Genomic DNA, 25,363 nt, shown 5'->3' with positions numbered 1-25,363 from the left:
TCGCTTGAAGTTACATTGTCACAACAGGCACGCGCGGTGCTAATGCGCACAGTAATTCGTACCCTACCGTTCCGGCAGCGGATGCCACTTCATCGATTTTGATCTCCTTGCCCCACAACTCAACGGGTGCGCCAATCCCGGCGTGCGGGCAAGGCGTAAGATCAACCGTAATCATGTCCATGGAAATCGCACCGACAATCGTCGTGCGAACACCGTCCACCAACACCGGCGTACCGGACGGTGCCAGGCGCGGATAACCATCAGCATATCCACAGGCAACGACGCCGATACGCTGTTCCGCTTGCGCGCGAAAATGGCAACCGTAACCCACCGCTTCCCCATACTTTAATGTCTGTACGGCAATAATTTCACTGCTGAGGGTCATTACCGGTCGAATGCCGCTGTTAGCAACGTCTTGCCATTTACCAGATGGCGACGCGCCATACAGCACAATGCCCGGACGCACCCAATCGAAATGGGCTTCAGGATGCCACAACGTGGCAGCGGAGTTAGCCAGCGAGCGCGGCAGCTCCATCCCTTCGGCCGCCTGTTCGATACGCGCCATCGGTTCAGCAATGCCATCCGGCCGTTCTGCCTCTGCGAAATGCGACATCAACGTAATGTTATCCACACTGGTAAAACTGCGCAGTTGTTGCCAGACGCTGTGAACACGCTCAGGCAAGAATCCGAGGCGGTTCATGCCGCTATTTATCTTTAAATAGACATCAAGTGGCGCTTGCAGGTGCGCAGCCTTCAGCGCATTGATCTGCCAGTTACTGTGCACACTGGTGGTCAGACGATACTGATCAAACAGCGGCAGTTCATCGGCATGGAAAAAGCCTTCCAGCATCAGGATAGGCCCTTTCCAGCCGCGCTGACGCAGTAAAATCGCCTCTTCCAGATTGAGCATGGCAAAGCCATCGGTTTTATTCAGTGCGGACCAGATACGATCAAGACCGTGGCCGTAAGCGTTGGCTTTAACCACCGACCAGACTTTTGACATTGGCGCAGCACGGCGCACGACCTGCAAGTTATTACCCAACGCCTGCAAATCAAGCGTGGCCAGAACCGGACGAGACATCGTTGTTCCTTATTAGAATTAATTATGAACGCCATGTAAGTGTCGTGCCCGGGCGGGAGAAAAGCCAGGCAGATAGCGCGCCACGCTCAAATCATCAGCGGCAATAGCTGGCGTGTTGCCAGACATCAGGTCGCTCAATAATTGCCCGGAACCGCAGGCCATCGTCCAACCCAGCGTGCCGTGACCGGTGTTAAGCCACAAGTTTTTAAACGGTGTGCGGCCAACAACGGGCGTGCCGTCCGGCGTCATGGGACGCAAACCGGTCCAGAACGTCGCTTGTTCAACGTGCCCGCCGCGCGGGAAGAGATCGCGCACGACCATCTCCAGCGTTTCGCGTCGTGGTTGCGGCAGATCGGTATTAAAGCCAACAATTTCCGCCATACCGCCAACGCGAATGCGCTGGTCGAAACGGGTAATAGCGATTTTGTAGGTTTCATCGAGAATAGTGGAAACGGGCGCGCCATCTTCTTGCGCAATCGGAATGGTCAGCGAATAACCTTTGAGCGGATAAACCGGGATATCGACAATGCCTTTTAGTAAGCCGGTGGACCAGGAACCAAAGGCCATCACATAGGCATCGGCTTTGATCACCTCGTCGCCGCATTTCACGCCGTAAATTTTTTCGCTTTCATACAGCAGACGGTCCACTGGCGTGTTGAAACGGAATACAACACCCGCCTGCTCCGCCATGGTCGCCAGATGCTGAGTGAAAAGCTGGCAATCGCCGGTTTCATCATTCGGCAGACGCAACCCACCGGTCAGCTTGTTTGCCACTTCGCCCAGAGCCGGTTCAACTTCCGCCAGGCGCGCGGATTCCAGCAATTGGTAGGGCACTCCAGCATCCTGCAAAACCGCAATGTCGCGGGTGGCGTTTTCGTACTGCTCGGCGGTGCGGAACAATTGCAGCGTCCCGCCCTGCCGCCCTTCGTACTGAATACCGGTGGTTTCGCGCAGCAGTTTTAGGCAATCACGGCTATATTCAGCCAGACGCACCATGCGCCCTTTATTTTCCATATAGTGGCGGGTATCGCAGTTGCGCAGCATCTGCCACATCCATTTAAGCTGGGATGACGAACCATCAAGGCTGATAGCCAGTGGAGCATGGCGTTGGAACATCCATTTAATGGCTTTTAGCGGTACGCCAGGCGCAGCCCACGGCGCGGCATAACCGGGAGAAATTTGCCCGGCATTACCGGCACTGGTTTCTTGCGCTGGGCCAGGCTGGCGGTCAATTACCGTGACATCATGCCCTGCCTGGCGCAAATACCAGGCGCTGGTAACGCCCACAACGCCGCTGCCTAATACAACTACTCGCATATCCCTCTCCCGTGAGTAAAGCACAATCATCTAATTACAAATTGATAACCCAGATGAAAATATTATTCAACATACGGCTTTTTTATGGTGACCTCCCTCACAATGCCGCCGCGCTACAGGGGCTGAGGATATTTAGCATCTCCTGCTGCGCACCATTTCGTCGCAGCATAATATTTCGATCAATTAGCAATTAACGCTGTTGATGTGCAGAAAAATCGCGAAGAAAAATCTTTGCCTGGCGCACAGTTTTAAATGGGTGTTCTATGCTTGAAAAGAGACGTTCCATACAGAGATCGTCGTTAACAACGAGGGCGCGCTAATGGCTACGATTGACTCAATGAATAAGGATTCTATTCGTCTGAGCGATGGACCCGACTGGACCTTCGATCTGCTGGATGTTTATCTGGCGGAGATTGACCGGGTGGCGAAACTCTATCGGTTGGATACTTATCCGCATCAAATCGAAGTGATCACCTCAGAACAGATGATGGATGCCTACTCCAGCGTCGGCATGCCAATTAATTACCCTCACTGGTCGTTTGGTAAGAAATTCATTGAAACCGAACGGCTATATAAACATGGGCAACAGGGGCTCGCCTACGAAATCGTCATTAACTCTAACCCCTGTATCGCCTATTTGATGGAAGAGAACACCATTACCATGCAGGCGCTGGTGATGGCGCACGCCTGCTACGGACATAACTCCTTCTTCAAAAATAACTACCTGTTTCGCAGTTGGACCGATGCCAGCTCGATTGTCGATTACCTGATTTTCGCGCGTAAATACATTACGGAGTGTGAGGAACGGTACGGTGTTGATGAAGTCGAAAAACTGCTCGACTCCTGCCATGCGTTAATGAATTACGGCGTAGACCGCTACAAGCGCCCGCAAAAAATCTCGCTGCAAGAGGAAAAAGCACGGCAGAAAAGCCGTGAGGAGTATCTACAAAGCCAGGTGAATATGCTGTGGCGTACGCTGCCGAAACGCGAAGAAGAGAGAACCGTCGCCGAGACGCGTCGCTACCCGGCGGAGCCACAGGAGAATCTGCTCTACTTTATGGAAAAAAATGCGCCGCTGCTGGAATCGTGGCAGCGCGAGATCCTGCGCATCGTGCGCAAGGTCAGCCAGTATTTCTACCCGCAAAAACAGACGCAGGTGATGAACGAAGGCTGGGCGACTTTTTGGCACTACACGATCCTTAATCATCTTTATGACGAAGGGAAAGTCACCGACCGGTTTATGTTGGAGTTCCTGCATAGCCATACCAATGTGGTGTTCCAGCCACCTTATAATAGCCCGTGGTACAGCGGTATTAACCCTTATGCACTGGGCTTTGCCATGTTCCAGGACATTAAGCGGATTTGCCAATCGCCAACGGAAGAAGACCGTTACTGGTTCCCGGATATCGCCGGATCCGACTGGCTGGAGACGCTGCATTTCGCGATGCGTGACTTTAAAGATGAAAGTTTTATCAGCCAGTTTATGTCACCGAAAATCATGCGCGATTTCCGCTTCTTCACGGTGCTGGATGACGATCGCAACAATTATCTTGAGATTGCGGCAATTCATAATGAAGAGGGTTACCGGGAGATCCGCTCGAAACTCTCGTCGCAATACAACCTCAGTAACCTTGAACCGAACATTCAGGTATGGAACGTGGATTTGCGCGGCGATCGTTCGCTGACATTGCGTTATATCCCGCATAACCGTGCGCCGCTCGACAAAGGCCGCCGCGAAGTGCTGAAACACGTGCACCGCCTGTGGGGGTTTGATGTGCTGCTGGAGCAGCAAAATGAGGATGGCAGCGTGGAATTGCTGGAACGTTGCCCGCCGCGCACAAACAGCCTGTAAAACAAAACCCCTCTGTTCGTAGAGGGGTTATTTGCTTATCGACTTTGGAGCGCCAAATCACCAGGCATCGTTTTCTGCATGCGGTGCCAAATCTCACCACTGTCGTGACCGTAGCGACGGACCAGTTCGTAAACCTGGTCGTGCTGCGCATGTTCGCACACTTCCGCCAGGCGATGGTAAAAGCCCAGCGCCAGGCTACGCGCTTCGGGGCTGGAGAAGTAATGGCGACCGATTCGGGTATACAGCCCTTTCATTCCGTTGAGGATCAGGCCGTAGATCGGGTTGCCGGAAGCAAATGCCAGACCACGGAAAATGTTGTAATCGAGATCGGCAAATGCGTCAGCGTGATCTTCCACTTCGCGCGCACTGGCCAGTACCTTTAATGCATCATCAGGATGCTGACGAAACGCGGTGCGAATAAAGATGGTTGAAATATTGGTGCGAACGGATAACAAGTTATCGATCAATTGCGGAACGCTTTCATGATCCAACCGCGCCAGCGTTTCCAGGATATTCAGGCCTGAAGTTTCCCAGAAATTGTTCACTTTCGTGGGCTTGCCGTGCTGAATCGTCAGCCAGCCATCGCGGGCAAGACGCTGCAAAACCTCACGTAATGTGGTACGTGTGACGCCAATCAGTTCAGAGAGTTCGCGTTCAGCAGGAAGAATCGAGCCCGGAGGGAAGCGACTATTCCAGATACTTTCAATGATGTACTCTTCCGCGAAACCCGCCGGGCTCTGCGCCTTAATGACCATAGAGAGATTTCCATTACACTGCTAAGCAAAGGACACTCATCATACCAGAGCGAATGCGGGTCAGATAGCGTCGGGCAGGAAGAAAAAAGGGGATCGGTGTTTCATTTTGACGAATTAGCCAGGCTAATCATTAGCGCATTATGATCTTTCATTCGAAATGGCTGTCAGGTGCAACACGTAATATTCAGTCAGATAATATTTACGAATGAAAATGCAATACCCCCCAATTTGGTTTTACTTTTCGCATGCTAAACATTCAATTACGCATTATTTTGCAGTGCGCTAGTGGCCTCGGCATTGATTTCGTTTACACTGCTTTGTCTACGCATCTTCCAGGGAAATGATTATGTTGCGATATTTAAACAAGTGCTCACACGGGCGCGGTGCCTGGCTTCTGATGGCACTGACGGCGTTTGCACTTGAGATGGTCGCGCTGTGGTTCCAGCATGTCATGCTGCTGAAACCCTGCGTATTATGTATTTATGAACGCAGCGCGCTGTTTGGCGTCATGGGCGCTGGAATTGTTGGTGCTATTGCACCGAAAACGCCACTTCGTTTTGTTGCCCTTGCTATCTGGATTTACAGCGCATGGCGCGGTATTCAGCTGGCGTGGGAACATACCATGATTCAACTGCACCCCTCACCTTTTTTGACCTGCGACTTTGCCGCACGTTTTCCTACGTGGCTACCGCTGGATAAATGGCTGCCGCAGGTATTTGTCGCTTCCGGCGATTGCGCAGAGCGTCAGTGGGAATTTCTGACATTAGAAATGCCGCAATGGCTGTTAGGGATTTTCATGGCTTACCTGGTTGTTGCTCTACTGGTGCTGATTGCCCAGCCGTTTAAACCGAAAAAACGCGACCTGTTTGGTCGTTAAGAGAACGCTCCTTCGGGAGCGTTTTCATTTAATTATGCCGATGCTCATCACTCATCGAAATTGATTAGAAGTGGTAACCATTCTGACATTTTCTGCTAAGTGCTAACGCCAGTTCCTGGCGTAATCTTCCCGACTGGTGGCTGCGCAATTTTTTGCTCACACTGCTTCACACCAAATACACGACAAATATCTTCGTCTAACGGCATGATTGCTCTATCAATTCGCCTTTAGTAGCCCTCTGTGCAAGTCATGCCAGCGATTCATTTCCTGATTATGCAAGAGGAGTCTGTATGCGTCTGTCGATGAGTACGTTCTCACTTACTCTCCCTCTTGTTTTTCTCCTTAGCCCTGACATCACTCAAGCAGAGAGTGCTTCCAATGCGGGTGTAAAGGTTGAAAAACTGCTGGAGACGGAAAAAGCATGGGACGGGTCTGTTTACAAGACCTATCCGGAAGGTACGCCGCAGCTTACTGTTCTCAAAATTACTGTTGCACCACAAACGCATCTCGACTGGCATACACATCCAGCCCCGAATGCGGCTTATATGCTCAGCGGTGTTCTGACGGTGGAAAAAAAATCTGGTGGCGAAAAACGTATTTTTAAAGCAGGAGAAGCGCTACCCGAAACAGTGGGTACTGTTCATCGCGGGTATACGGGGGACGAGGGAGCAACCCTTGTGGTCTTTTATGCCGGGAAAAAAGGGCTTCCACTCTCGCAACCCGCAAAATGATCGTGATGCTGTGGAGATCGGTATTGAATGGTCTCCACAGCTCATCAGTATCATATAAGGTACTTCAATCCGCCCATTCGGTTTGTTGAGGACAGGCGGTAATTAAATTTGACAGTGTGTTGAAGTAAAAAGGAAGCAGGTTAAAAGCAATGCATTAGCGCAAAGCGAATCGACATCTTCATAGGTTTTGAGTTGTTTTGCGCTAATTTTTTGCCCCATGCATGTCCCATTTATCACATCACCGGATTATCATCGGACTCGCCGCTTCTCGCGTCGTTGATGATGTACGTGATCACGCCTTTAAAAACCAGCCTTCCTTCATAATCGTCATGCGTCATCGCATAACTGACCTCCGGGCGATCCAGTTCCTCAAGCCCAGGTCGAGGATACAAACGCAGCCTCAACATTCTGATTCTCTCATCCATATGACACATCACTATCGATCCTTCGACCGGCGTGGCCGACATATCCAGGACGAGCAGCGCGCCTTTCTTGATGGAACTTTGCTGAGAACAGCATCTATAATAATCATCATCTCGAAATCAATGCTTTTTTAGCTCTGTAATTTATTATTAGTGAAGCCATTTTTTTTCCAGCGATATGAACAGGCTTGTCAACAACATAATAAAAGATAATGCTGATAACAAATACACATGCAAGTATCACCACAAAGTGATAATGAACATTTTTAAGATTCAGCCATTCAAAATAATAAACTCGCAAATTTATTGCTATGTAGTGACATAGATACAGTGAGTAAGATATTCCCCCGAGCCACATTAGAGCTCTTTCTATATATGAAGGACTATCCTCCTCATCTTGCATGAAATGAACTAGCAAGAAACAACCAAACAGCACGGTAGAAAACGCCCCCATTTGTAATATTCCGTGCCCCGACATAAAGAAATAACCAGAAAATGATAAAGACGAACCTATCAAAATGTAAAAAGCAAGAGTTCCCTTTCTTACTTTAGATACAACCATCTTAAGACATTCAAAATATTTAAAGTAAAACATCCCTATTATAAACAATAAATTTATAGGGTTTGTCAGAAATGACCAAACCACAGAACGGCTGTTATTGACAGAATTAGAAAACCCAGGCGTTAAAGTTAATGAACCATTTATTAAAAATTGCAAAACAGTGACATTAAAAATGATAATTCCCGCAGCAACATTTAATCTTTTTGCCGGAGAGAACATCATTGAAAATGCAAAAACAACATAAAAAAGTAATTCGTAGACCAGAGTCCAGGTGATGAAAAATGGTCCATAACCGTAGTAAGGAGCAGTCCCACCATCCGGAAATAGAATTAATACACTGCTGATTTTTATATCCTTCCCAGACGCCAGCAGGTACAGAATCGTTGCCACAACAGCAGGAATGTAAACCCTGAAAACACGCTTGATCAAGAATGAGACAAAGTCAGTATCTCTGGATGTGGCAATACCGATAACGAACCCGGACAGAATGAAGAATACAGACACGCCAAGGTAACTTCCACCATTAAAAAAGTGGGAGTTACCAGGAGAAATGTACTCTATGAATGGCTTCATATGAAAAAGCGTTACAAGAAGCGCTGCAATCCCTCGCAGCATGTCAAGTTGTCTGATGTTCAAACCGGTATACCCTGATAAGTGATTTGTGGCGATATTAGATGTATACCGTACTGGCGTCAAAACCTAACTGTTGTAGTATGGAGTCCACCCAAGAACAGTTGCTCCATCAGCCGCATATACAGGTGATTTCCCTTTGTATGTACCAAGTGCGGATGTTGAGTTGATTGCTCCTGACTTGAGATAACCAGTAGCAGTGAAACCTGCTACAGTTGCTCCTGATGTATCCGTTACGTCAGCACCACCAACAGAAACTACTTTTGGTAAGACGCTAACACCATTTATTGTAAGAGAAGAATTTCCTGAAACTATTGCCGTATTATTTACCGTCCCAACGGAGTTGTTCAGTTTAACTGTGCAGTTAGCTATCGTGTTCCCATTACTGTTGATAACGTCAAATACATTTGACGTTGAGTCGTACATTACAGAAAGGTCTATGTCGCAACCACTCGTATTACCAGCAATGCTGGCTGAATATGTGGTACCACCAACAGCATATAATGTGTCAATATCCTGTATATCCCATTTATAACCACTTTACTGTTTTTACATCCAAGCATTTGTAGAATGCGTATCGCTGTATCGTAAGGTGCATAAGCTGGCAGAGTGGACTTAGCTAATGTATTAATTGCATGCATATTAACATCAACACCCCATCCTCTTACGAGAACAACGTGCTGCTGGCAGTTTTACTTAACCCACGAACCCTTAACCCTGCATAAAATTTACTGTTTGTGGATGGGGTTGTCCCTCCGATGGAAATACCTCTATATGCTGTATCAACATCAATGAACACATCTATGGATGTCATTTTTTTGACAGCAACCAATCCATATTAATATCTGCACCGAATCCGTAAGATACGTTTTTAGCGCGCCTACAGTTAATTTTTATATTATCGATGCTAAGTCCGGTTAAATTTGGTTGTATTGTTACAGCCTTACCACCATCGAGATGATCTGATTTCACTGTAAAAGGCAAATCAGTACATTCAATTTCTGCATAAATATTTTTACCACCATATGTCAATGAAAGGCCGTTTGATCCGGCATCAGATGTTGCTGTCAGGGATGCTGTGATGGTAGGAAATCCATTCATACCAAAATTAGAGACACCATTATATTAAAAACATCAGCACCTGATGATGATGTTGTTTTAAAAATTACCCCTGGACCATCACAGATAATAGAAGCTCCGCCGTAATTTTTGTAATCAGAGGGGGGAACATCTGGATTTTTCCATGGCATATTCTGGCTGATGATGTTGTAAGTGCCGTTGTGGAAATAGCACGACACATGCTCATTGAACATCAACTGCTCAATAGCCTGCATTTGCGCATAGCAATCGTCAGTCGCGCTATTAAGCGGCAGACCAGCCCAGTGTGCGTCAATGAAACCTTTATACTTACGTTTCCAGCGCCCGGTTGTTACGCCTGTCACAGCAAAAATGGTAATGCCGTTATCCGCATCGGTACTTGATGAATCCCAGAACAACTGCCCGCCACCAAAACCACAGCCGGATCGATATTCAGTTACCAGAACAGCTTTGCCATTCTCACCAGCCATAGTGCGCAGCGTTGCAATATCCGGAACCTGCCCGATGAGCTTGAAACCGTCCGGCTCAGCCAGGTCTTTACGCAGAACATCGCTGATATCGACCGCCTGCCATGCTCCCACCCCGATGCCGCCTGTTCCCGCAGGAGTTGAGCCAGGCGCCACCACTTTCGGTAATGTGGATGCATCATCCCAGCGATACCAGACCCCGTCGGTTTCATCCTGAATCAGGCTGTTGGGATTATTCAGTGTGACTCCGTCCTGAAATGTCCCGACAGGCTGCCAGCCATAGTCATAAATGGCCTGCAAAATAAGGGGCTTCAACCCTTCAATTGTGTAATAAGCATTTCCAAAGCGGTCAATGTACTGATGCGCCAGCGAGGTTACGAATTCGTCTATTTCCCGGCATTGAATTTCAGGCCGCGCGAGCTTTCACTCGGTACTGGCAGATTAGTTGGTGTGGTAGCCATATTTTTTCCATAAAAAAACCCGGCACATTGGCCGGGTTGGGTTGATAAGAAAGAAGTCGTTATGGATAAATCAGATCGCTGTATTCGGCGACGGTGAGGGAGACTGTGTTATCTGTGTTGGGTTTGATGCTGTTGACCGTCCATAGCTGGCTATCCAGTTCTTCCACCGTCGCGATGAGATAACGCGAAGGTAGCTGCGTGTCTCCGTCCCATATGTTGAGCTGGATGTCAGGCACTTCCGCAGTGACGCCGTATTTCGTATCGCTGCGCGCTGTTGCCGGATAGCGAAGCGTTGGGTTTCCCAAGTTATCGGTCACCAGAACATACATGGAACCGGTAAATGTGATCGTCTCGCTGGTATCAAAGTCATTACCGGAGCGGCCGGTTATATAACCCTGCTGCTGATTGCTGTCATAAATATCCGGCATCTGGATGACGCTGCCCACCTGAATGATCCCGTCTTCGAAAACCTTAGCGTTCATCTTCACACGGGAGTAAATCAGGCGTCTGGTTTCCCGCAGCGCGCGCTCCCGCGCCTGATACTCGTTGCGGAACCCGACGATCTCTATCTTGTTAGGATTCTCTGCCTCCTGCTCGACGATGACGCCGTTCAGCATACGATAGTTGATGTACGTTTTGTTGTTGGTAGTCGGGTGAACATAAGACACCTGCACGCCGTCATAACCGCCGGGAAGCGTGGCTTCGTACGTGATCTTGTACTCGTCCGTCTTCATGTTTGCCCGGTTAAATACCGCCGCCGGATAGTCTACGGGTGAACGTCAGAACACTATCGTCCCAGTACGCCACCACCGACGCCGCATAGCAGATCGCCTGCACGCGGTCACCGAGTGAGTCGTTCTCATCGCCAAACGTGTAGTCGAAGAAACCGAGGCGTTCGTCAGGTAAGCTTTCAGCAATGGAGTAGAGCCCTTAAAGGTCAATGCTACTTACAGGCTGCTCGCCGATAATCAGCCACTCATGAGCCACAGCATCAGCAAACGAGCGTGACGCGCGCAGTGTGTAATCAACGGTCTGGGGGTTGAGGCTGTATGTGATCGTTCGGCGAGTCACCAGCGCATTATATTTACGCTCACGGCTTCCCGGCGCGTTCTCTGTCGCTCGCACCCGCACCAGTGTGTCGGTCGGGTGAACGACATTCGTCCTGATATTGACTGCATGGATTTATTCGATCTTTAGAATCGAAGCGTCAGCGGAGTTATTCGTCCGCTGAAAGCTGATGGCATATTTACCAAAACCACCGGATGGTATGATCCTGTCGGTCCGGTAAAAAACTTCGCTGGTTGATTTATGCGGCGTGCTCTGGTGGTAGCTGAATGTTTGCTGTATCCCCGGAACCTGATTGTAATCGTCGTCAATTTTCCAGATCACTACATTCCAGGCAGTATCATTTCTTCCGCCAAGAGAAGACTGGGTATGAACCCACAGTTGTGTCGATTCAACGGGCGAGAAAAACGGACCAACGATCAGCGCCTGATTGTCATTCAGGATAAATTTTGTCGTATTGATTGTTGCGTTTGCCGGGACGTCAGAAGGGCCATTCAGATTATTCATCGTGAAGGTGTACCATCTGACCGGGTTTGTCACTGAGCCATCGTCAGTCTGAACGGCTGAAATCAGCGAACCGGAAAACACGACATCCTGCGTGACGCTCCCGGATGTTGTGTTATAAGTGACGTTGATCGTAAACGTGACCGAATGTGGTAGAACGAGACCCATGAAATAATCGAAAGCATCCTGCTTGACGATTTTCACTGCAATCTGGCCACCAGCATAGCTCCCGCTGACAACTGTATTGGCTGTTGCGGTTTCTATTGGAAAGCTATCACTTTCATTCGGCCCCGGCACTTCCTGCCCGTCTACGTCGTCAAATCCATATCCCTCATTAATGGTTGGGATAACCGTGCCTGGTTGATAGACCTGATATCCAGCACCAGCCATCGACCCGAGGCTTGATTCGGAATAGCGAACTGATTCGTAATCGTACTGGCCGACGCCGAAACACATCCATTCGGTAACATATTTCAGGCCGCCGTCACTGTCGGTCTGGTGCACATATTCAAAGAGGGATTCCTGAATCAGGTCAGGGAAAGAGCGGACCTGCCCGTAAATGTCGGGCTTCGCTTTATACACGCGCGCCGTGTTGGTCTGGCCTGTGAGGGAGTTATTCGGCGAATCGACACTCTCCCCGCCAGTGTTTGAAATAGCCGGCTTCGGTGCAAGGGACGAAAAAACCTGGCTGGCCGATAATAACAGCAATCAAATGGAAATCTTGAACGTTAACTTTGGAGGTTTTGCCCCACTGATGCCCCAAGCACAAAATCAGTAAGGCAAAAATCCTTTCAATTCAACATCTCAATCCGCCCATTCGGGTTTGTTGAGGATATGGTCTTGCCAATCGCTCACTTCCGATTCTTTTACCGCAATATGACGTACAGAAATGCGTTCGGCGTGCATTGCCGCTTTTGATCCGGTGCGTAACGGGTGCCAAATCGGCAACGCTTTACCTTCCGCCAGCAAGCGGTAAGCGCAGCTTGGCGGCAGCCATTCAAAGGTGGGTAAATTTTCGCGGGTGAGCTTGATGCAGTCCGGCTCATACTCGAAGCGGTGTTCGTAGTTACGGCACTGACAGGTTTTGATGTTCAACTGGCGACAGGCGACATTGGTGAAATAGATTTCGTCACTGTCTTCATCCATTAACTTATGCAGACAGCATTGCCCGCAGCCGTCACACAGCGACTCCCACTCCGCGTCCGTCATTTGGTCGAGAGTTTTGCTTTGCCAGAAAGGAGTGTCGCTCATGATGAAATCCGCCATTTGAATCCAGGGTGCACCTTATAACCAGTCTGGCATGCGGATGCAAGTTTTGCCGCCCAATAAAAGGCGGCAAACTGTGTCAAAGTACGCGGGTAGTCAATGAAAGGCCGTTAAAGCTAACGTCCAGTTCATCACCGCTGTTCAGCGGGCCGACACCGTCCGGTGTCCCGGTCAGAATCACATCCCCAGCTTTCAGGGTGAAGAAACGGCTCATATAGGCAATCAGCGGCACAATTTTATGGATCATGTCAGCGGTAGTGCCCTGCTGGCGAACGTCACCGTTGATTTTCAGGCCGAGCGACGTATTTTGCGGATCGCTGGTGAATTCCGCCGCCGGGATAAAACCTGAAACCGGGCAAGAGTTATCGAACCCTTTCGCTTTCTCCCACGGCTGCCCCGCTTTCTTCATTTTGCTTTGCAGATCGCGCAAGGTGAGATCCAGCGCCACGCCATAACCGGCGATCGCTTTACGGACATGTTCTTCGGTGGCCTGGCGCAGCGTCGCGCCAATCAGTACCGCCAGTTCCACTTCATGATGGACCGAACCAAATTCCTGCGGCAGTGCCAGCGGTTGGCGGATATCGCAAAGCGCGGTTTCGGGTTTGATAAACAACACCGGTTCTTCCGGGGTAGCGCTCCCCATTTCTTTAATATGTTTTGCATAGTTGCTGCCAACGCAAACCACTTTACTCACCGGGAAATCCAGCAGAGCGCCCTGCCAGTTATGATGTTGATACATTATTGCCCCTCCGGTAACACATTGAACATGAGCGAAAAATGACTATCCGCGCCACCCGGCGGTTTGTCAAATGTCAAAATGTGACGAGCGTTGATGGAGGCAGAAAAAAGAAAACGGCGGGAAATTCCGCCGTTGTCAATATGCTCGTTTATTCTTTGCCACTCGCGGCAAGGTGTTGTTTCAATAAATTTTCTGCGGGCGGAGGGAGCTGTAAATAATAACCCTGCGAGGTGAGGGATTCTTTTACTTTATCCAGATCCGCGCCTGCCAATTTCTTGCTTCCGTCGAGTAGCAATAACATTGCCAACTGCGGCTGGCCGAAACTCTGCATTAATGTTTCCGGCACGCGGGAGAAATCGTCTCTTTTTTCGACATACAGATAAGTCTGCTCACGTCGGGTACTTCGATAGATCACACAAAACATACTTTTACTCGGAATTAGCGGGTGGTTACTTGCCTGAATATAATAGTGACTATAACATGCCTGATAGTCTTCAGAATATCACCCCGTTTTCGGGTGTTTATAGCAAAATGAGTAAGGTCAGGATGTCAAATACGCCCATCGAGCTAAAAGGCAGTAGTTTTACCTTATCCGTGGTTCATTTGCATGATGCAAAACCCGAGGTTATTCGTCAGGCGTTAGAAGACAAAATCGCTCAGGCTCCTGCATTTCTGCAGCATGCTCCCGTTGTTGTGAATGTCTCCGCGCTGGAAGGCCCGGTCAACTGGCCCCGGCTTCAGCAGAGCATTGCCGCAACCGGCTTGCGCGTTGTCGGTATCAGCGGTTGTAAGAACCTTGAACTGAAAGCGGAAATCGAACGCGCCGGGTTTCCCTTATTGACTGAAGGCAAAGAGAAAGCGCCGCGCAAAGCTGCGGCTTCTGAACCTGTGTCAGTTGCTACCCCGGTCACAAAAACACGGTTGATTGATGCCCCGGTTCGTTCCGGTCAACGCATTTATGCACCAAACTGTGATCTCATTGTTACCAGTCATGTTAGCGCAGGCGCGGAATTAATTGCCGATGGCAACATCCACGTTTACGGCATGATGCGCGGCCGGGCACTGGCAGGCGCAAGCGGTGATAAAGACGCACAAATATTTTGCACACATCTCACGCCGGAGCTGGTCTCCATTGCGGGGGAATACTGGCTGAGCGACCAAATCCCAGCCGAATTTTATGGCAAAGCGGCGCGCCTGCAATTGGCAGGTAACGCTTTGACAGTTCAACCCTTAAATTAAGCCCTTTTAACAAGGAACTCCTATGGCACGCATTATTGTTGTTACTTCGGGTAAAGGGGGCGTTGGCAAGACCACCTCCAGCGCGGCCATCGCTACTGGTTTAGCCCAAAAGGGCAAGAAGACGGTCGTTATCGACTTCGATATTGGTCTGCGTAACCTTGACCTGATCATGGGTTGTGAGCGCCGCGTAGTTTACGATTTCGTTAACGTCATCCAGGGCGACGCCACCTTGAACCAGGCGTTGATCAAAGATAAACGTACTGAAAATCTCTACATTCTCCCGGCATCGCAGACGCGCGATAAAGACGCCCTCACCCGTGAAGGTGTCGATAAAGTGCTCGAAGATCTGAAAAAGATGGACTTCGATTTTATCGTCTGTGACTCCCCGGCTGGCATCGAAACAGGCGCGCTGATGGCGCTCTACTTCGCTGACGAAGCCATTATCACCACCAACCCGGAAGTGTCGTCCGTGCGTGACTCTGACCGCATCCTCGGCATTCTGGCTTCCAAGTCACGTCGTGCGGAAAACGGTGATGAGCCGATTAAAGAGCACCTGCTGCTGACGCGCTACAACCCAGGCCGCGTTAGCCGTGGTGACATGCTGAGTATGGAAGATGTGCTGGAAATCCTGCGCATCAAACTGGTTGGCGTGATTCCGGAAGATCAATCCGTGTTGCGCGCGTCAAACCAGGGTGAACCGGTTATTCTGGATACCGATGCTGACGCCGGCAAAGCTTATGCCGATGCCGTTGACCGTCTGCTGGGAGAAGAACGTCCTTTCCGCTTCATTGAAGAAGAGAAGAAAGGTTTCCTCAAACGCCTGTTCGGAGGATAAGTTATGGCATTACTCGACTTTTTTCTCTCCAGAAAAAAGAACACTGCCAGCATCGCTAAAGAGCGCCTGCAAATTATTGTTGCAGAACGTCGTCGCAGTGACGCTGAACCGCATTATTTACCGCAGTTAAAGCGGGATATTCTGGAAGTGATTTGCAAATACGTGCAGATTGATCCGGAAATGGTGTCGGTGCAACTGGAACAAAAAGGGGACGATATTTCCATTCTGGAACTTAACGTTACTTTGCCAGAAGCAGAAGAAACGAAATAAATTCCGCTATTTATGGGAATTAAAAAAGGCAGAATATTTTCTGCCTTTTTTGTTTTTCATCGCAAATATACTGTAATTATTTACAGTCTTTATCGCGGATATTCCGCTAGCAACGCATTTAGCTGATCGGCCATCACTTCTCCGCGCCAGCCGCTAATTAATTCCGGTGCTGTATTTTGCGGTTTCAATTTCCAGTGCCAGTTTAATAACTGATTTATCTGGCGACGGGAGGCCAGCAGCTCCGCGCTAATACTTTTGCTTTCGCTAATACTCTGCACCAGCGCTTTAATGGCTTTAAACGCTTTGCGATAACCCGGCATATCCATCAGGTTGAGCAAGGGTTCAGGCAATGCTTCATCCGGGAGCGCCTGCGCTTGCGCAACTAACGCCAGCAGGGTTTTGCCATGAAAGCGGATTTCGCTGCCGGAAAGCCCAATACTATCCAGTTCGCCCATGCTGCCCGGCATGTAACGCGCCACCGCCCACAGGTTCTCTTCGCGCACCACAAAGTTGACCGCCAGGTCACGTTCGCGAGCTTTGCGCAAACGCCAGTCGGCGAGGAGCTGCAAGCAGGCAAGCTGACGTGTGCGTAATTGCCAGGCGTTGGTGATTTCACGCCACGCGTCTTCGGGCGCCAGCACTTCCTGGCGACGCTGCATCATCAAACGGCACTCATCCAGCGCGGCATCCAACCTTCCTGCCTGCTCCGTTTCCGCCATCAACTTACCGGCGATAGGCAACAGATACCAGACGTCTGCGGCAGCATAATCGCACTGGCGCTCGGTGAGCGGGCGCGCCAGCCAGTCGGTACGGGATTCACTCTTATCGATCACAAGCCCGGTGAACTCTTCCACCATCGATGCGAAACCCCATGACAGCGGGCGACCGCAAAACGCGGCGAGGATCTGCGTGTCAATCATTGGCTGCGGCTGTACGCCAAAGGCATTGAGGAAAACCTCCAGATCTTCGCTTCCCGCGTGGAGGTACTTGGTCACGCGGGTGTTGGTAAGCAAATCGCGAAACGGCGTCCAGTCGGTGATGGTCAGCGGATCGATCAGCGCCACACGTTCGCCGTCGTACAGCTGGATCAGCCCCAGTTGCGGATAGTAAGTGCGGGTACGGACAAATTCGGTATCCAGGGCAATGGCTGGAAACGCACTGGCGGCCTCACACAGAGCCGCCAGCGCGTCGTTCGTCGTTATCATCTGGTAATTCAAATCATCTTCTCTTCAGTTTGCGCCCATAAAAAACGCCGGATTGACCGGCGTTCGGGAGACTAACGCATAGCTCAGGCGGTATTGTCCACTTTGCCACGCGCTTCGTCACGCAATTCTCGCCGCAAAATCTTACCTACGTTCGATTTTGGCAGCTCATCGCGAAATTCAACTTGCTTCGGCACCTTGTATCCGGTGAGTTGTCGGCGACAAAAAGCGATCAGCGCAGCCTCACTCAGTGACGCCTCTTTTTTCACGACAAAGAGTTTTACTGCTTCGCCGCTGCTTTCTGACGGTACGCCGACAGCAGCCACTTCTTTAACACCTTCGTGTTGCATCACCACATCTTCGATTTCGTTCGGATAGACGTTGAAACCGGAGACCAGGATCATGTCTTTCTTACGGTCGACGATGCGCAGAAAACCTTCATCGTCCATCACCGCGATATCGCCGGTATGCAACCAGCCGTCGCGCAGGATCTCATCCGTTGCGTCCGGGCGTTGCCAATAACCGAGCATCACCTGCGGCCCTTTCACGCACAACTCGCCCGGCTGGCCCGGCGGCACTTCGTTATTGTCGTCATCGACCAGTTTGGCTTCTGTCGACGGCACCGGCAGGCCGATGCTGCCCGTGTGGTAATCAATATCGTACGGGTTAACGCTCACCAGCGGCGAACACTCTGTCAGGCCATAACCTTCCAGCAGATATTTACCGGTCAGCTTCATCCAACGCTCGGCGACCGCCTGTTGCACCGGCATACCGCCACCAGCGGAAAGGTGCATCGAGGAGAAGTCGAGTTTGTGGAACTCTTCATTGTTCAACAAGGCGTTGAACAGCGTGTTCACCCCGGTCATCGCGGTGAACGGGTATTTGCTCAGTTCTTTGACCAGACCGGGAATATCGCGCGGGTTGGTGATCAGCAGGTTTTGTCCGCCCAATTCGATAAACAGCAGGCAGTTCATCGTCAGCGCGAAAATGTGGTACAGCGGCAACGCGGTTACCACCAGCTCTTTGCCACGATGTAACAATGGCCCGCCGTAAGTGGCATTTACCTGCTCGAGGTTCGCCAGCATATTGCGGTGAGTCAGCATCGCGCCTTTCGCCACGCCGGTCGTCCCGCCGGTGTATTGCAGGAAGGCTAAATCATCCGCAACCACTTCCGGTTTCACATACTGCATGCGGTAGCCGTTATGCAGCGCACGGCGAAACGAGATGGCATCCGGCAGATGGTATTTCGGTACCAGGCGTTTAACGTACTTGACGACGAAATTCACCAGCGTGCCTTTCGCCGTGGAAAGCTGATCGCCCATGCGCGTCAGAATGACGTGGCGCACCTGGGTTTTATCGACAATTTTTTCCAGCGTATGGGCAAAGTTAGAGACGATAACAATCGCCGCCGCACCGCTGTCGTTAAGCTGATGTTCCAGTTCACGCGGGGTATAAAGCGGGTTCACATTCACCACAGTCATGCCCGCGCGCAGAATGCCAAATAACGCGACAGGATATTGCAGCAGGTTTGGCATCATTAAGGCGACCCGGTCGCCCTTCTGTAACCCTAAACCTTGCTGGAGATAAGCGGCGAATGCCCGGCTACGCTCTTCCAGCTTACGAAACGTCATCACCTCGCCCATATTGATAAATGCGGGCTGGTCAGCATAACGCGCCGTGGAATTCTCAAACAGTTCAACCAGGGATTGATAACGGTCGGGATTGATCTCCGCAGGCACATCGGAGGGATAACGGTTTAACCAAACCTTCTTCAATGAATCACCTCTAAAATACGTATTTTGTGTCATCGCAACCCCAGATAATAAACAAGTCATTAACATAATATTAACTCAGCGTACCAGTTTATTAATTAACCGGTATGAAGGTTGCGAAGCACATCACTAATTATTTTTCTTATAAATCAATCAATACAAAAACAGCGGCCAGGCCGCTGTCTCTTTTTCTTGGCAAAACAAGAAATTACTCGGTAACGACCGTCTCGACGCGGGCAGGCTCAGGAGGGTACCAGCCCCATCCGCCGTAGCCTGCGCGCCACGGATGCGGCCCTGCGCCCCAGAACCACGGGTCAATAGGTTGCGGTGGCATCATCACCTGCTGAGTCAAGCGCCAGCGTTTGTAACCGTCGACCCGCATCACCATGAATTTGTAAGGCGCATTACCGACTTTGCCTTCGGCAGTACCGGTAATCGGGCCGACGACCGTCACTAACTGGTTGCGAAAATCGACCGGGTCGAGGAAGCCGTTTACTTCGGCGTAGATCCGCCCAACGGAAGGTTCGCCCAGGATAGGCCGGGCGCCACTATCAAGGCGCATTGAGGCAATTTCCAGCCGGGTTTTCCCCTGCTGATTCTGGATATCGACAACTTTCCCGCCGAAGCGCCCTTCCTGGCCTACATACAGCGACGGCGCATTCATCACTCGCACAAGATCTTCTTGCGGAGTGGCACTGGTTCCTTTAATCGCGTCAGGCACAGAAACACAACCACTCAACACCGCCGTTGCCAGCCCTGCCAGCAACCAGCGCATTACCCCTTTTTGATTCGCCATGATGCGACTCCTTAACTCAGTTGGTAGTACTGAGATTCATTCCCGGCCAGGAAGTTTCTTCCACGCCACTTCGTTACGCAAATAAACCGGCTCGGCATGCTCAACGGCGACGGTTTTATTCGCGGCAAACAACTGGCGAGCGATGGGCAGCATATCTTCCGCCGTCGGCAGCAAAATCTCACCATCGGTCAAGGTCACAGGACTATTGGCAGCCATATCCGGCCATGCAGGCCAGCCAGTACCCACCGTCGCCCAACCGCCATCAAGCTGCTGCAAACGTTCACTCACCGCTTCCGGTTTGAGCACCGCTTCCGTCTCTTCACCGTGCCAGACGCCGTCGGCATCGCGCTGATACTCGGCCCAATAAACTTCCCCCATGCGGGCATCAATTGCCGCCAGCACACGGGTTGCGCCAGTTTTACGCCATGCGCCTTGCGCCATCGTGGCGAGCGTCGAAATGCCGATCATCGGCAATTCAGCACCGAGCGCCAGACCTTGCGCAATGCCAATGCCAATGCGCACCCCGGTGAAACTCCCAGGGCCACGCCCAAAGGCAAGTGCATCCAATTGTTGTAATTTTAGTTCAGCATCGCCAAGCGCATCCCTGACCAAAGGCAGGATGCGTTGCGTGTGTTCGCGGGGGCAAAGTTCGAAGTGAGCGAAGGTCGTACCATCATTCCACAGGGCAACAGAACAGGCTTCTGTGGCGGTATCAATAGCCAGAATTCGCATGGGTATAGCAGTCCACTTTCAACAAAATGGCGCGCATCTTACCACAGTCCGTAGCAAATTACTGCGCCGGAGGAGAAGCAAGAAACTCAACGGCACGCCGGATATCCCGCGTGCGCGGCGCGGGCGGCAGGCTGGCAAGGAACACCGCGCCATATGGGCGCATCACCAGCCGGTTGTCGCAAATCACCAACACACCGCGATCGTCGATGTCGCGGATCAGGCGGCCAACGCCCTGTTTCAGGGTGATAACCGCATCTGGCAATTGCACGTCATCAAAGGGATCGCCACCGCGCAGGCGGCAATCTTCCATACGCGCTTTCAGGAGCGGATCTTCTGGCGAGGTAAACGGCAGCTTATCGATAATCACCAGCGACAGCGCGTCGCCGCGCACATCAACCCCTTCCCAGAAACTGCTGGTGGCCACAAGCAGCGCGTTACCGGCGCTGACAAATTGCTGCAACAGTTGGCCTTTACTGGTTTCCCCTTGCAGCAAAACCGGCAAGCTCATGGTGGCGCGAAACTGCTCAGCCAGATCGCGCATCATGGCGTGCGAGGTGCAGAGCATAAAACAACGACCATTATTCGCTTCAATCATTGGCCGAAGCATTGCCGCCAGTTGGCGCGCGGCACCGGGCTGATTGGTCTGCGGCAGATTACGCGGCACGCACAGCAGCGCCTGGCGCTCATAATCAAACGGGCTTGGCAACAGCAGCGATTCGGCGTCGTCGATACCGAGACGCGCAGTAAAGTGATGCAAATCATCATTCACCGAAAGTGTTGCGGAGGTGAAGATCCAACTGCCCTTCTTCTGCGCCATCACCTCTTTAAATTTGTCCGACACCGTCAACGGCGTCAGCGCCAGGGTAAAGTTGCGCGAAGTGCATTCGTACCAGTAACTGTAGCCGGGCTGGTTGATCTCTTTCAGGCGTTTCAGCCGGGCGCGATACACCGTCGCGCGCTCAAACGCGGCATCCAATAAAGCAGAGCGCCCGAGCGACAACTTCGCCACGTCGTAGCACAGCTCCAGAGCGTCATCGAGCAACAGCAGCGCACGCTGGATATGCGCATCGGCCAGCAGCTCGCGCAGGTTCCCGCGATAACCGGGTTCGCCAAGCTGTAAGCGGAAATCTTGCGTGCTTTGCGCCAACCGATCGGCGCATTTCTGCAACTGCGCGGTATCTTTTAATTCGGTGCGGTAGGCGATGGTGAAATCTTTAGCCAGATCGAGCAACTGACGGCTGGAGAGGGATTGACCAAAATATTGGCTGGCGATATCCGGAAGCTGGTGCGCTTCGTCAAAAATCATCACCTCCGCCTCGGGGATCAATTCGCCGAAACCACTCTCTTTCACCACCATATCGGCAAGAAACAGGTGGTGGTTGACTACCACCACGTCGGCGTCCATCGCCTTTTTACGCGCCTTCACCACAAAGCAGTCTTTGTACATCGGGCAATCGCTGCCCAGACAGTTGTCGTTGGTACTGGTAACCAGCGGCCAGGCCTGTGAGTCTTCCGCCACGCTGACGCAGGTGCTGATATCGCCGTCGGTCGTTTGGTTAGACCAGGAGCGCAGCAGGATCACATCACTCAGCGTCTGTATAGGCAGATCGCCACCGGCCAGCACTTGCTGTTCCAGACGTTCGATACAGAGGTAGTTTGAGCGCCCTTTTAGCAGCGCCGTGCGCCCGGTAAATTCCAGCGCTTTGGCAACCGTCGGCAAATCGCGGCTGTAGAGTTGATCTTGTAGGGCTTTCGAGCCAGTGGAGATAATGACTTTTTTACCGGCGCGTAACGCGGGGGCAAGGTAGGCGTAGGTTTTCCCGGTACCGGTTCCCGCTTCGACCACCAGCGGCTGCGTTTTTTCAATCGCTTCGGTAACGGCATACGCCATCTGACGTTGCGGCTCGCGCGGATTGAATCCCGGTATCGCTTTGGCAAGACTGCCATCTGTTGCAAAATCGTCCGTCACACTACCCCCTGGTTAAATCGACAGTGATTATGTCAGGGTGAGCGGATTTACGCCAGCCAGGTTTTTGTGGCACTCTTGCCCGCGAATACATGGAAAACAGAAAGGAAAAGGTTATGACAATTGTGCGTATTGATGCGGAAGCTCGTTGGTCTGATGTAGTCATCCATAACCAGACGATCTACTACACCGGCGTGCCGGAAAACCTGGACGCCGATGCGTTCGAGCAAACAACCAATACGTTGGCGCAAATCGACGCGATTCTGACAAAGCAAGGCAGCGATAAGTCCCGTATTCTTGATGCCACCATTTTTCTCGCCGATAGCAACGACTTTGCCGCCATGAATAAAGCCTGGGATGCGTGGGTCGTTGCCGGTCATGCGCCGGTGCGTTGCACCGTTCAGGCTAAACTGATGAATCCGCGTTACAAAGTTGAAATCAAAATTATTGCCGCGGCGTAATTACTCGTCTTCGTCTTCATCTTCAAAACGCGCCACAATCCGCTCGCCGGTATGGTTGGCGCGCAACTCTTGGGCCACTTTAGTGATCGCTTCCCCGCTGCTCATGCCACCGGCCATGAGCTCCTGAATACGCTCCACTGCTTTTTGCTGCTGTTCGTGACTGAGGGACGGTAAACCTGCAAACATCGTGAACTCCTGCTAAATTGACGGCGCTAATTATTTCACGCGTCTGCGCTCTTCGCCAGCGAAGACACACGAGTCAGGATCAATGAACACATTATCCCCCAACGTTATCTCGTTGCCGTGGCGCCCGGACGCCGCTGAGCACTACTTCGCCCCGCTTAACGCACAACCGTGGGTCATGCTGCTGCATTCCGGTCACGCGGATCACCCGCACAACCGCTTCGATATTCTGGTGGCAGCCCCGCTGATGACAATCATAACGCGTGGCGAAACCACCACCATTAACGATAAAGATGAGCATAGCGGTGATCCGTTGCAATTGCTGCAACAGGCGTTGGATAAGTGCAATTTGCACTGCGAACCGAACCCGGATTTGCCTTTTCTGGGCGGCGCAATGGGTTTATTTGGCTACGATTTAGGGCGGCGTTTTGAAAGGCTGCCCTCCCACGCCACACAGGATATCGCGCTGGCGGATATGGCGATCGGCATTTATGACTGGGCACTGGTGGTCGATCACCAGTTGCAGAGAGTCACGTTATTAAGCCACGGCGATGTACATGCTCGCCTGGCGTGGCTGCAAGCACAAAACGCGCCGCCGCAGGATGATTTCCACTTGACGTCCGGCTGGCAAGCCAATATGAGTCGCGCCGAATACGGCGAAAAATTCCGCCAGGTGCAAGCCTGGTTGCACAGCGGTGACTGCTACCAGGTCAACCTCGCACAACGTTTTCAGGCGCAATATACCGGCGATGAATGGCAGGCTTTTGTCCGGTTAAACCGTGAGAATCGTGCGCCGTTCAGCGCTTTTTTACGTCTGCCGCAAGGAACGATTCTCAGTCTGTCGCCGGAGCGCTTTATCCGCCTTGAGCGCGATAACATCGAAACCCGCCCGATCAAGGGCACTTTGCCGCGCCTCGCCGATCCGCAAGCCGATGCGCAGCAGGCCGTAAAGCTTGCCGCATCAACGAAAGATCGCGCTGAAAACCTGATGATTGTCGACTTAATGCGTAATGACATTGGTCGAGTCGCGACTCCCGGTTCAGTGCGCGTACCGGAATTGTTCGTCGTTGAGCCTTTCCCTGCGGTACATCACTTGGTCAGCACCGTGACAGCGAAGCTCCCCACCGGACGGCATGCCACGGATTTGTTACGCGCCGCGTTTCCGGGCGGTTCCATTACCGGTGCGCCAAAAGTCCGGGCGATGGAGATTATTGATGAACTGGAGCCGCACCGGCGCAACGCCTGGTGTGGCAGCATCGGCTATCTCAGTTTTTGCGGCAATATGGATACCAGCATCACGATCCGCACATTAACCGCCTGCAACGGGCAAATTTACTGCTCTGCCGGAGGTGGGATCGTCGCCGATAGCCAGGAAGAAGCGGAATATCAGGAAACCTTTGATAAAGTTAACCGTATCTTGCGGCAACTGGAGAGATGATTCGTGGAGCAACCTGCTTTAACACTGGATGATTTTTTATCGCGTTTTCAACTTTTACGCCCGCAACTGAATACGGCAACGATCAACGCGCGCCAGGCGGCGGTATTGGTGCCTGTCGTGCGCCGTGAACAGCCTGGATTGCTGCTGACTCAGCGTTCATCGCTCTTGCGCAAACATGCGGGTCAGGTGGCCTTTCCCGGCGGCGCGGTCGACAGCACGGATGCGACGCTTATCGCCGCCGCGCTACGCGAAGCGCACGAAGAAGTTGCTATCCCACCGGAAGCGGTTGAAGTGATTGGCGTTTTGCCGCCTGTTGATAGCGTCACCGGCTTTCAGGTCACGCCGGTCGTCGGCATTATTCCCCCGGATTTGCACTATCACGCCAGCGAAGATGAAGTGTCGGCTGTCTTTGAAATGCCGCTCGCCGAAGCGCTGCGACTTGGGCGTTATCATCCCCTGGACATCCACCGTCACGGCAATGCGCATCGGGTGTGGTTATCCTGGTATCAGCATTATTTTGTCTGGGGCATGACGGCGGGGATTATTCGTTCACTGGCGCTGCAAATTGGCCTGAGACCTTGACTATACTTTACGCATAACATCTTTGTGACAGCGTTCGCGCTATTAGTTTATTCGCGGTTG

General features: G+C 51.5%; 26 protein-coding genes and 1 pseudogene. 9 read left to right on the top strand and 18 right to left on the bottom strand.

What is annotated here, in order from left to right; genetic code table 11:
• Positions 1-10: 10 nt before the first annotated feature.
• Complete coding sequence (gene dadX / locus AAEY27_RS09865; protein WP_342325015.1) at positions 11-1,081, bottom strand: catabolic alanine racemase DadX; 1,071 nt, start codon at positions 1,079-1,081, stop codon at positions 11-13.
• An 18-nt stretch (positions 1,082-1,099) separates the two neighbouring features.
• Positions 1,100-2,398 (bottom strand): D-amino acid dehydrogenase, encoded by a 1,299-nt coding sequence (locus tag AAEY27_RS09860; RefSeq protein ID WP_342325014.1) that lies wholly within the window; start codon positions 2,396-2,398, stop codon positions 1,100-1,102.
• A 319-nt stretch (positions 2,399-2,717) separates the two neighbouring features.
• Between AAEY27_RS09860 and AAEY27_RS09855 the strand changes: the two genes are divergently transcribed.
• Entirely contained in the window at positions 2,718-4,250 is a 1,533-nt protein-coding gene (locus AAEY27_RS09855; RefSeq protein ID WP_342325012.1) for a SpoVR family protein, read from the top strand.
• A gap of 35 nt (positions 4,251-4,285) precedes the next feature.
• Here AAEY27_RS09855 and fadR read toward each other — a convergent pair whose 3' ends face one another.
• The gene (fadR, locus tag AAEY27_RS09850) at positions 4,286-5,005 is read right to left on the bottom strand and encodes a fatty acid metabolism transcriptional regulator FadR (protein WP_342325010.1); all 720 of its coding nucleotides are present in this window, start codon (positions 5,003-5,005) and stop codon (positions 4,286-4,288) included.
• 346 nt (positions 5,006-5,351) lie between these two features.
• On the opposite strand from fadR, the gene dsbB reads away from it, so the two are divergent.
• Positions 5,352-5,882, top strand: a complete 531-nt coding sequence (dsbB, locus tag AAEY27_RS09845) for a disulfide bond formation protein DsbB (RefSeq protein ID WP_342325009.1) — start codon at positions 5,352-5,354, stop codon at positions 5,880-5,882.
• A gap of 290 nt (positions 5,883-6,172) precedes the next feature.
• Entirely contained in the window at positions 6,173-6,613 is a 441-nt protein-coding gene (locus AAEY27_RS09840) for a cupin domain-containing protein (RefSeq protein ID WP_342325008.1), read from the top strand.
• A 233-nt stretch (positions 6,614-6,846) separates the two neighbouring features.
• On the opposite strand, the gene AAEY27_RS09835 is transcribed toward AAEY27_RS09840, so the two are convergent.
• From AAEY27_RS09835 to AAEY27_RS09795, 9 genes and pseudogenes are all read right to left on the bottom strand, one after another.
• The gene (locus AAEY27_RS09835; protein ID WP_342325007.1) at positions 6,847-7,005 is read right to left on the bottom strand and encodes a hypothetical protein; all 159 of its coding nucleotides are present in this window, start codon (positions 7,003-7,005) and stop codon (positions 6,847-6,849) included.
• A 139-nt stretch (positions 7,006-7,144) separates the two neighbouring features.
• Positions 7,145-8,233, bottom strand: coding sequence for an acyltransferase family protein (locus tag AAEY27_RS09830; protein ID WP_342325005.1), 1,089 nt, complete (start codon positions 8,231-8,233; stop codon positions 7,145-7,147).
• 63 nt (positions 8,234-8,296) lie between these two features.
• Positions 8,297-8,653 (bottom strand): hypothetical protein, encoded by a 357-nt coding sequence (locus AAEY27_RS09825; protein ID WP_342325003.1) that lies wholly within the window; start codon positions 8,651-8,653, stop codon positions 8,297-8,299.
• A 384-nt stretch (positions 8,654-9,037) separates the two neighbouring features.
• Positions 9,038-9,328, bottom strand: a complete 291-nt coding sequence (locus AAEY27_RS09820; protein ID WP_342325001.1) for a hypothetical protein — start codon at positions 9,326-9,328, stop codon at positions 9,038-9,040.
• Positions 9,325-10,107 (bottom strand): hypothetical protein, encoded by a 783-nt coding sequence (locus AAEY27_RS09815; RefSeq protein WP_342324999.1) that lies wholly within the window; start codon positions 10,105-10,107, stop codon positions 9,325-9,327. Before AAEY27_RS09815 ends, AAEY27_RS09820 begins: the two co-directional genes overlap by 4 nt.
• Before the next feature lie 205 nt (positions 10,108-10,312).
• Positions 10,313-12,506: pseudogene (locus tag AAEY27_RS09810) on the bottom strand (host specificity factor TipJ family phage tail protein); the annotation flags it as partial.
• A gap of 120 nt (positions 12,507-12,626) precedes the next feature.
• Positions 12,627-13,073, bottom strand: a complete 447-nt coding sequence (locus AAEY27_RS09805) for a YcgN family cysteine cluster protein (protein WP_342324997.1) — start codon at positions 13,071-13,073, stop codon at positions 12,627-12,629.
• A 94-nt stretch (positions 13,074-13,167) separates the two neighbouring features.
• Positions 13,168-13,827, bottom strand: a complete 660-nt coding sequence (locus tag AAEY27_RS09800) for a fumarylacetoacetate hydrolase family protein (protein WP_342324996.1) — start codon at positions 13,825-13,827, stop codon at positions 13,168-13,170.
• Positions 13,828-13,975: 148 nt separating this feature from the next.
• Positions 13,976-14,251 carry a YcgL domain-containing protein gene (locus AAEY27_RS09795; protein WP_342324995.1) on the bottom strand — a complete coding sequence of 92 codons (276 nt, stop codon included), beginning with the start codon at positions 14,249-14,251 and terminating at the stop codon, positions 13,976-13,978.
• A 122-nt stretch (positions 14,252-14,373) separates the two neighbouring features.
• Here AAEY27_RS09795 and minC point away from each other — a divergent pair, with 122 nt between their 5' ends.
• The 3 genes from minC to minE are packed head-to-tail and all read left to right on the top strand — an operon-like array spanning position 14,374 to position 16,171.
• Positions 14,374-15,066: a septum site-determining protein MinC gene (gene minC, locus AAEY27_RS09790; protein ID WP_342325531.1), complete on the top strand. Its 693-nt coding sequence runs from the start codon at positions 14,374-14,376 to the stop codon at positions 15,064-15,066.
• Between the two features lie 22 nt (positions 15,067-15,088).
• Complete coding sequence (gene minD / locus AAEY27_RS09785) at positions 15,089-15,901, top strand: septum site-determining protein MinD (protein WP_342324994.1); 813 nt, start codon at positions 15,089-15,091, stop codon at positions 15,899-15,901.
• 3 nt (positions 15,902-15,904) lie between these two features.
• Positions 15,905-16,171, top strand: coding sequence for a cell division topological specificity factor MinE (gene minE, locus AAEY27_RS09780; RefSeq protein ID WP_342324992.1), 267 nt, complete (start codon positions 15,905-15,907; stop codon positions 16,169-16,171).
• Between the two features lie 89 nt (positions 16,172-16,260).
• Here minE and rnd read toward each other — a convergent pair whose 3' ends face one another.
• From rnd to AAEY27_RS09755, 5 genes are all read right to left on the bottom strand, one after another.
• Positions 16,261-17,388: a ribonuclease D gene (gene rnd / locus AAEY27_RS09775; RefSeq protein WP_342324991.1), complete on the bottom strand. Its 1,128-nt coding sequence runs from the start codon at positions 17,386-17,388 to the stop codon at positions 16,261-16,263.
• A 71-nt stretch (positions 17,389-17,459) separates the two neighbouring features.
• Positions 17,460-19,148 (bottom strand): long-chain-fatty-acid--CoA ligase FadD, encoded by a 1,689-nt coding sequence (gene fadD, locus AAEY27_RS09770; RefSeq protein ID WP_342324989.1) that lies wholly within the window; start codon positions 19,146-19,148, stop codon positions 17,460-17,462.
• Positions 19,149-19,353: 205 nt separating this feature from the next.
• A complete protein-coding gene (locus AAEY27_RS09765) occupies positions 19,354-19,941 on the bottom strand; it encodes a Slp family lipoprotein (protein ID WP_342324987.1) in 588 nt (195 codons plus the stop codon).
• A 36-nt stretch (positions 19,942-19,977) separates the two neighbouring features.
• Positions 19,978-20,673, bottom strand: coding sequence for a tRNA (adenosine(37)-N6)-threonylcarbamoyltransferase complex dimerization subunit type 1 TsaB (gene tsaB, locus AAEY27_RS09760; RefSeq protein WP_342324985.1), 696 nt, complete (start codon positions 20,671-20,673; stop codon positions 19,978-19,980).
• 58 nt (positions 20,674-20,731) lie between these two features.
• Positions 20,732-22,642 (bottom strand): ATP-dependent DNA helicase, encoded by a 1,911-nt coding sequence (locus AAEY27_RS09755; RefSeq protein ID WP_342324984.1) that lies wholly within the window; start codon positions 22,640-22,642, stop codon positions 20,732-20,734.
• 113 nt (positions 22,643-22,755) lie between these two features.
• Between AAEY27_RS09755 and AAEY27_RS09750 the strand changes: the two genes are divergently transcribed.
• Positions 22,756-23,100 carry a RidA family protein gene (locus AAEY27_RS09750; RefSeq protein ID WP_342324983.1) on the top strand — a complete coding sequence of 115 codons (345 nt, stop codon included), beginning with the start codon at positions 22,756-22,758 and terminating at the stop codon, positions 23,098-23,100.
• Here the strand turns inward: AAEY27_RS09750 and AAEY27_RS09745 are convergent, their stop codons facing one another.
• Positions 23,101-23,286, bottom strand: a complete 186-nt coding sequence (locus AAEY27_RS09745; RefSeq protein WP_342324981.1) for a YoaH family protein — start codon at positions 23,284-23,286, stop codon at positions 23,101-23,103. It abuts the gene before it with no gap.
• Positions 23,287-23,368: 82 nt separating this feature from the next.
• Between AAEY27_RS09745 and pabB the strand changes: the two genes are divergently transcribed.
• Together pabB and AAEY27_RS09735 are read left to right on the top strand one after the other, a co-directional pair.
• Complete coding sequence (pabB, locus tag AAEY27_RS09740) at positions 23,369-24,721, top strand: aminodeoxychorismate synthase component 1 (RefSeq protein WP_342324979.1); 1,353 nt, start codon at positions 23,369-23,371, stop codon at positions 24,719-24,721.
• 3 nt (positions 24,722-24,724) lie between these two features.
• Entirely contained in the window at positions 24,725-25,303 is a 579-nt protein-coding gene (locus AAEY27_RS09735; RefSeq protein ID WP_342324978.1) for a CoA pyrophosphatase, read from the top strand.
• Positions 25,304-25,363 lie beyond the last annotated feature (60 nt).

The sequence above is a fragment of the Kosakonia sp. BYX6 genome, from assembly GCF_038449125.1.
Taxonomy (GTDB): Bacteria; Pseudomonadota; Gammaproteobacteria; order Enterobacterales; family Enterobacteriaceae; genus Kosakonia; species Kosakonia calanthes.
The sequence above is the reverse complement of the archived record's forward strand: the minus strand, read 5'-3'. Positions and strand labels throughout refer to the sequence as shown.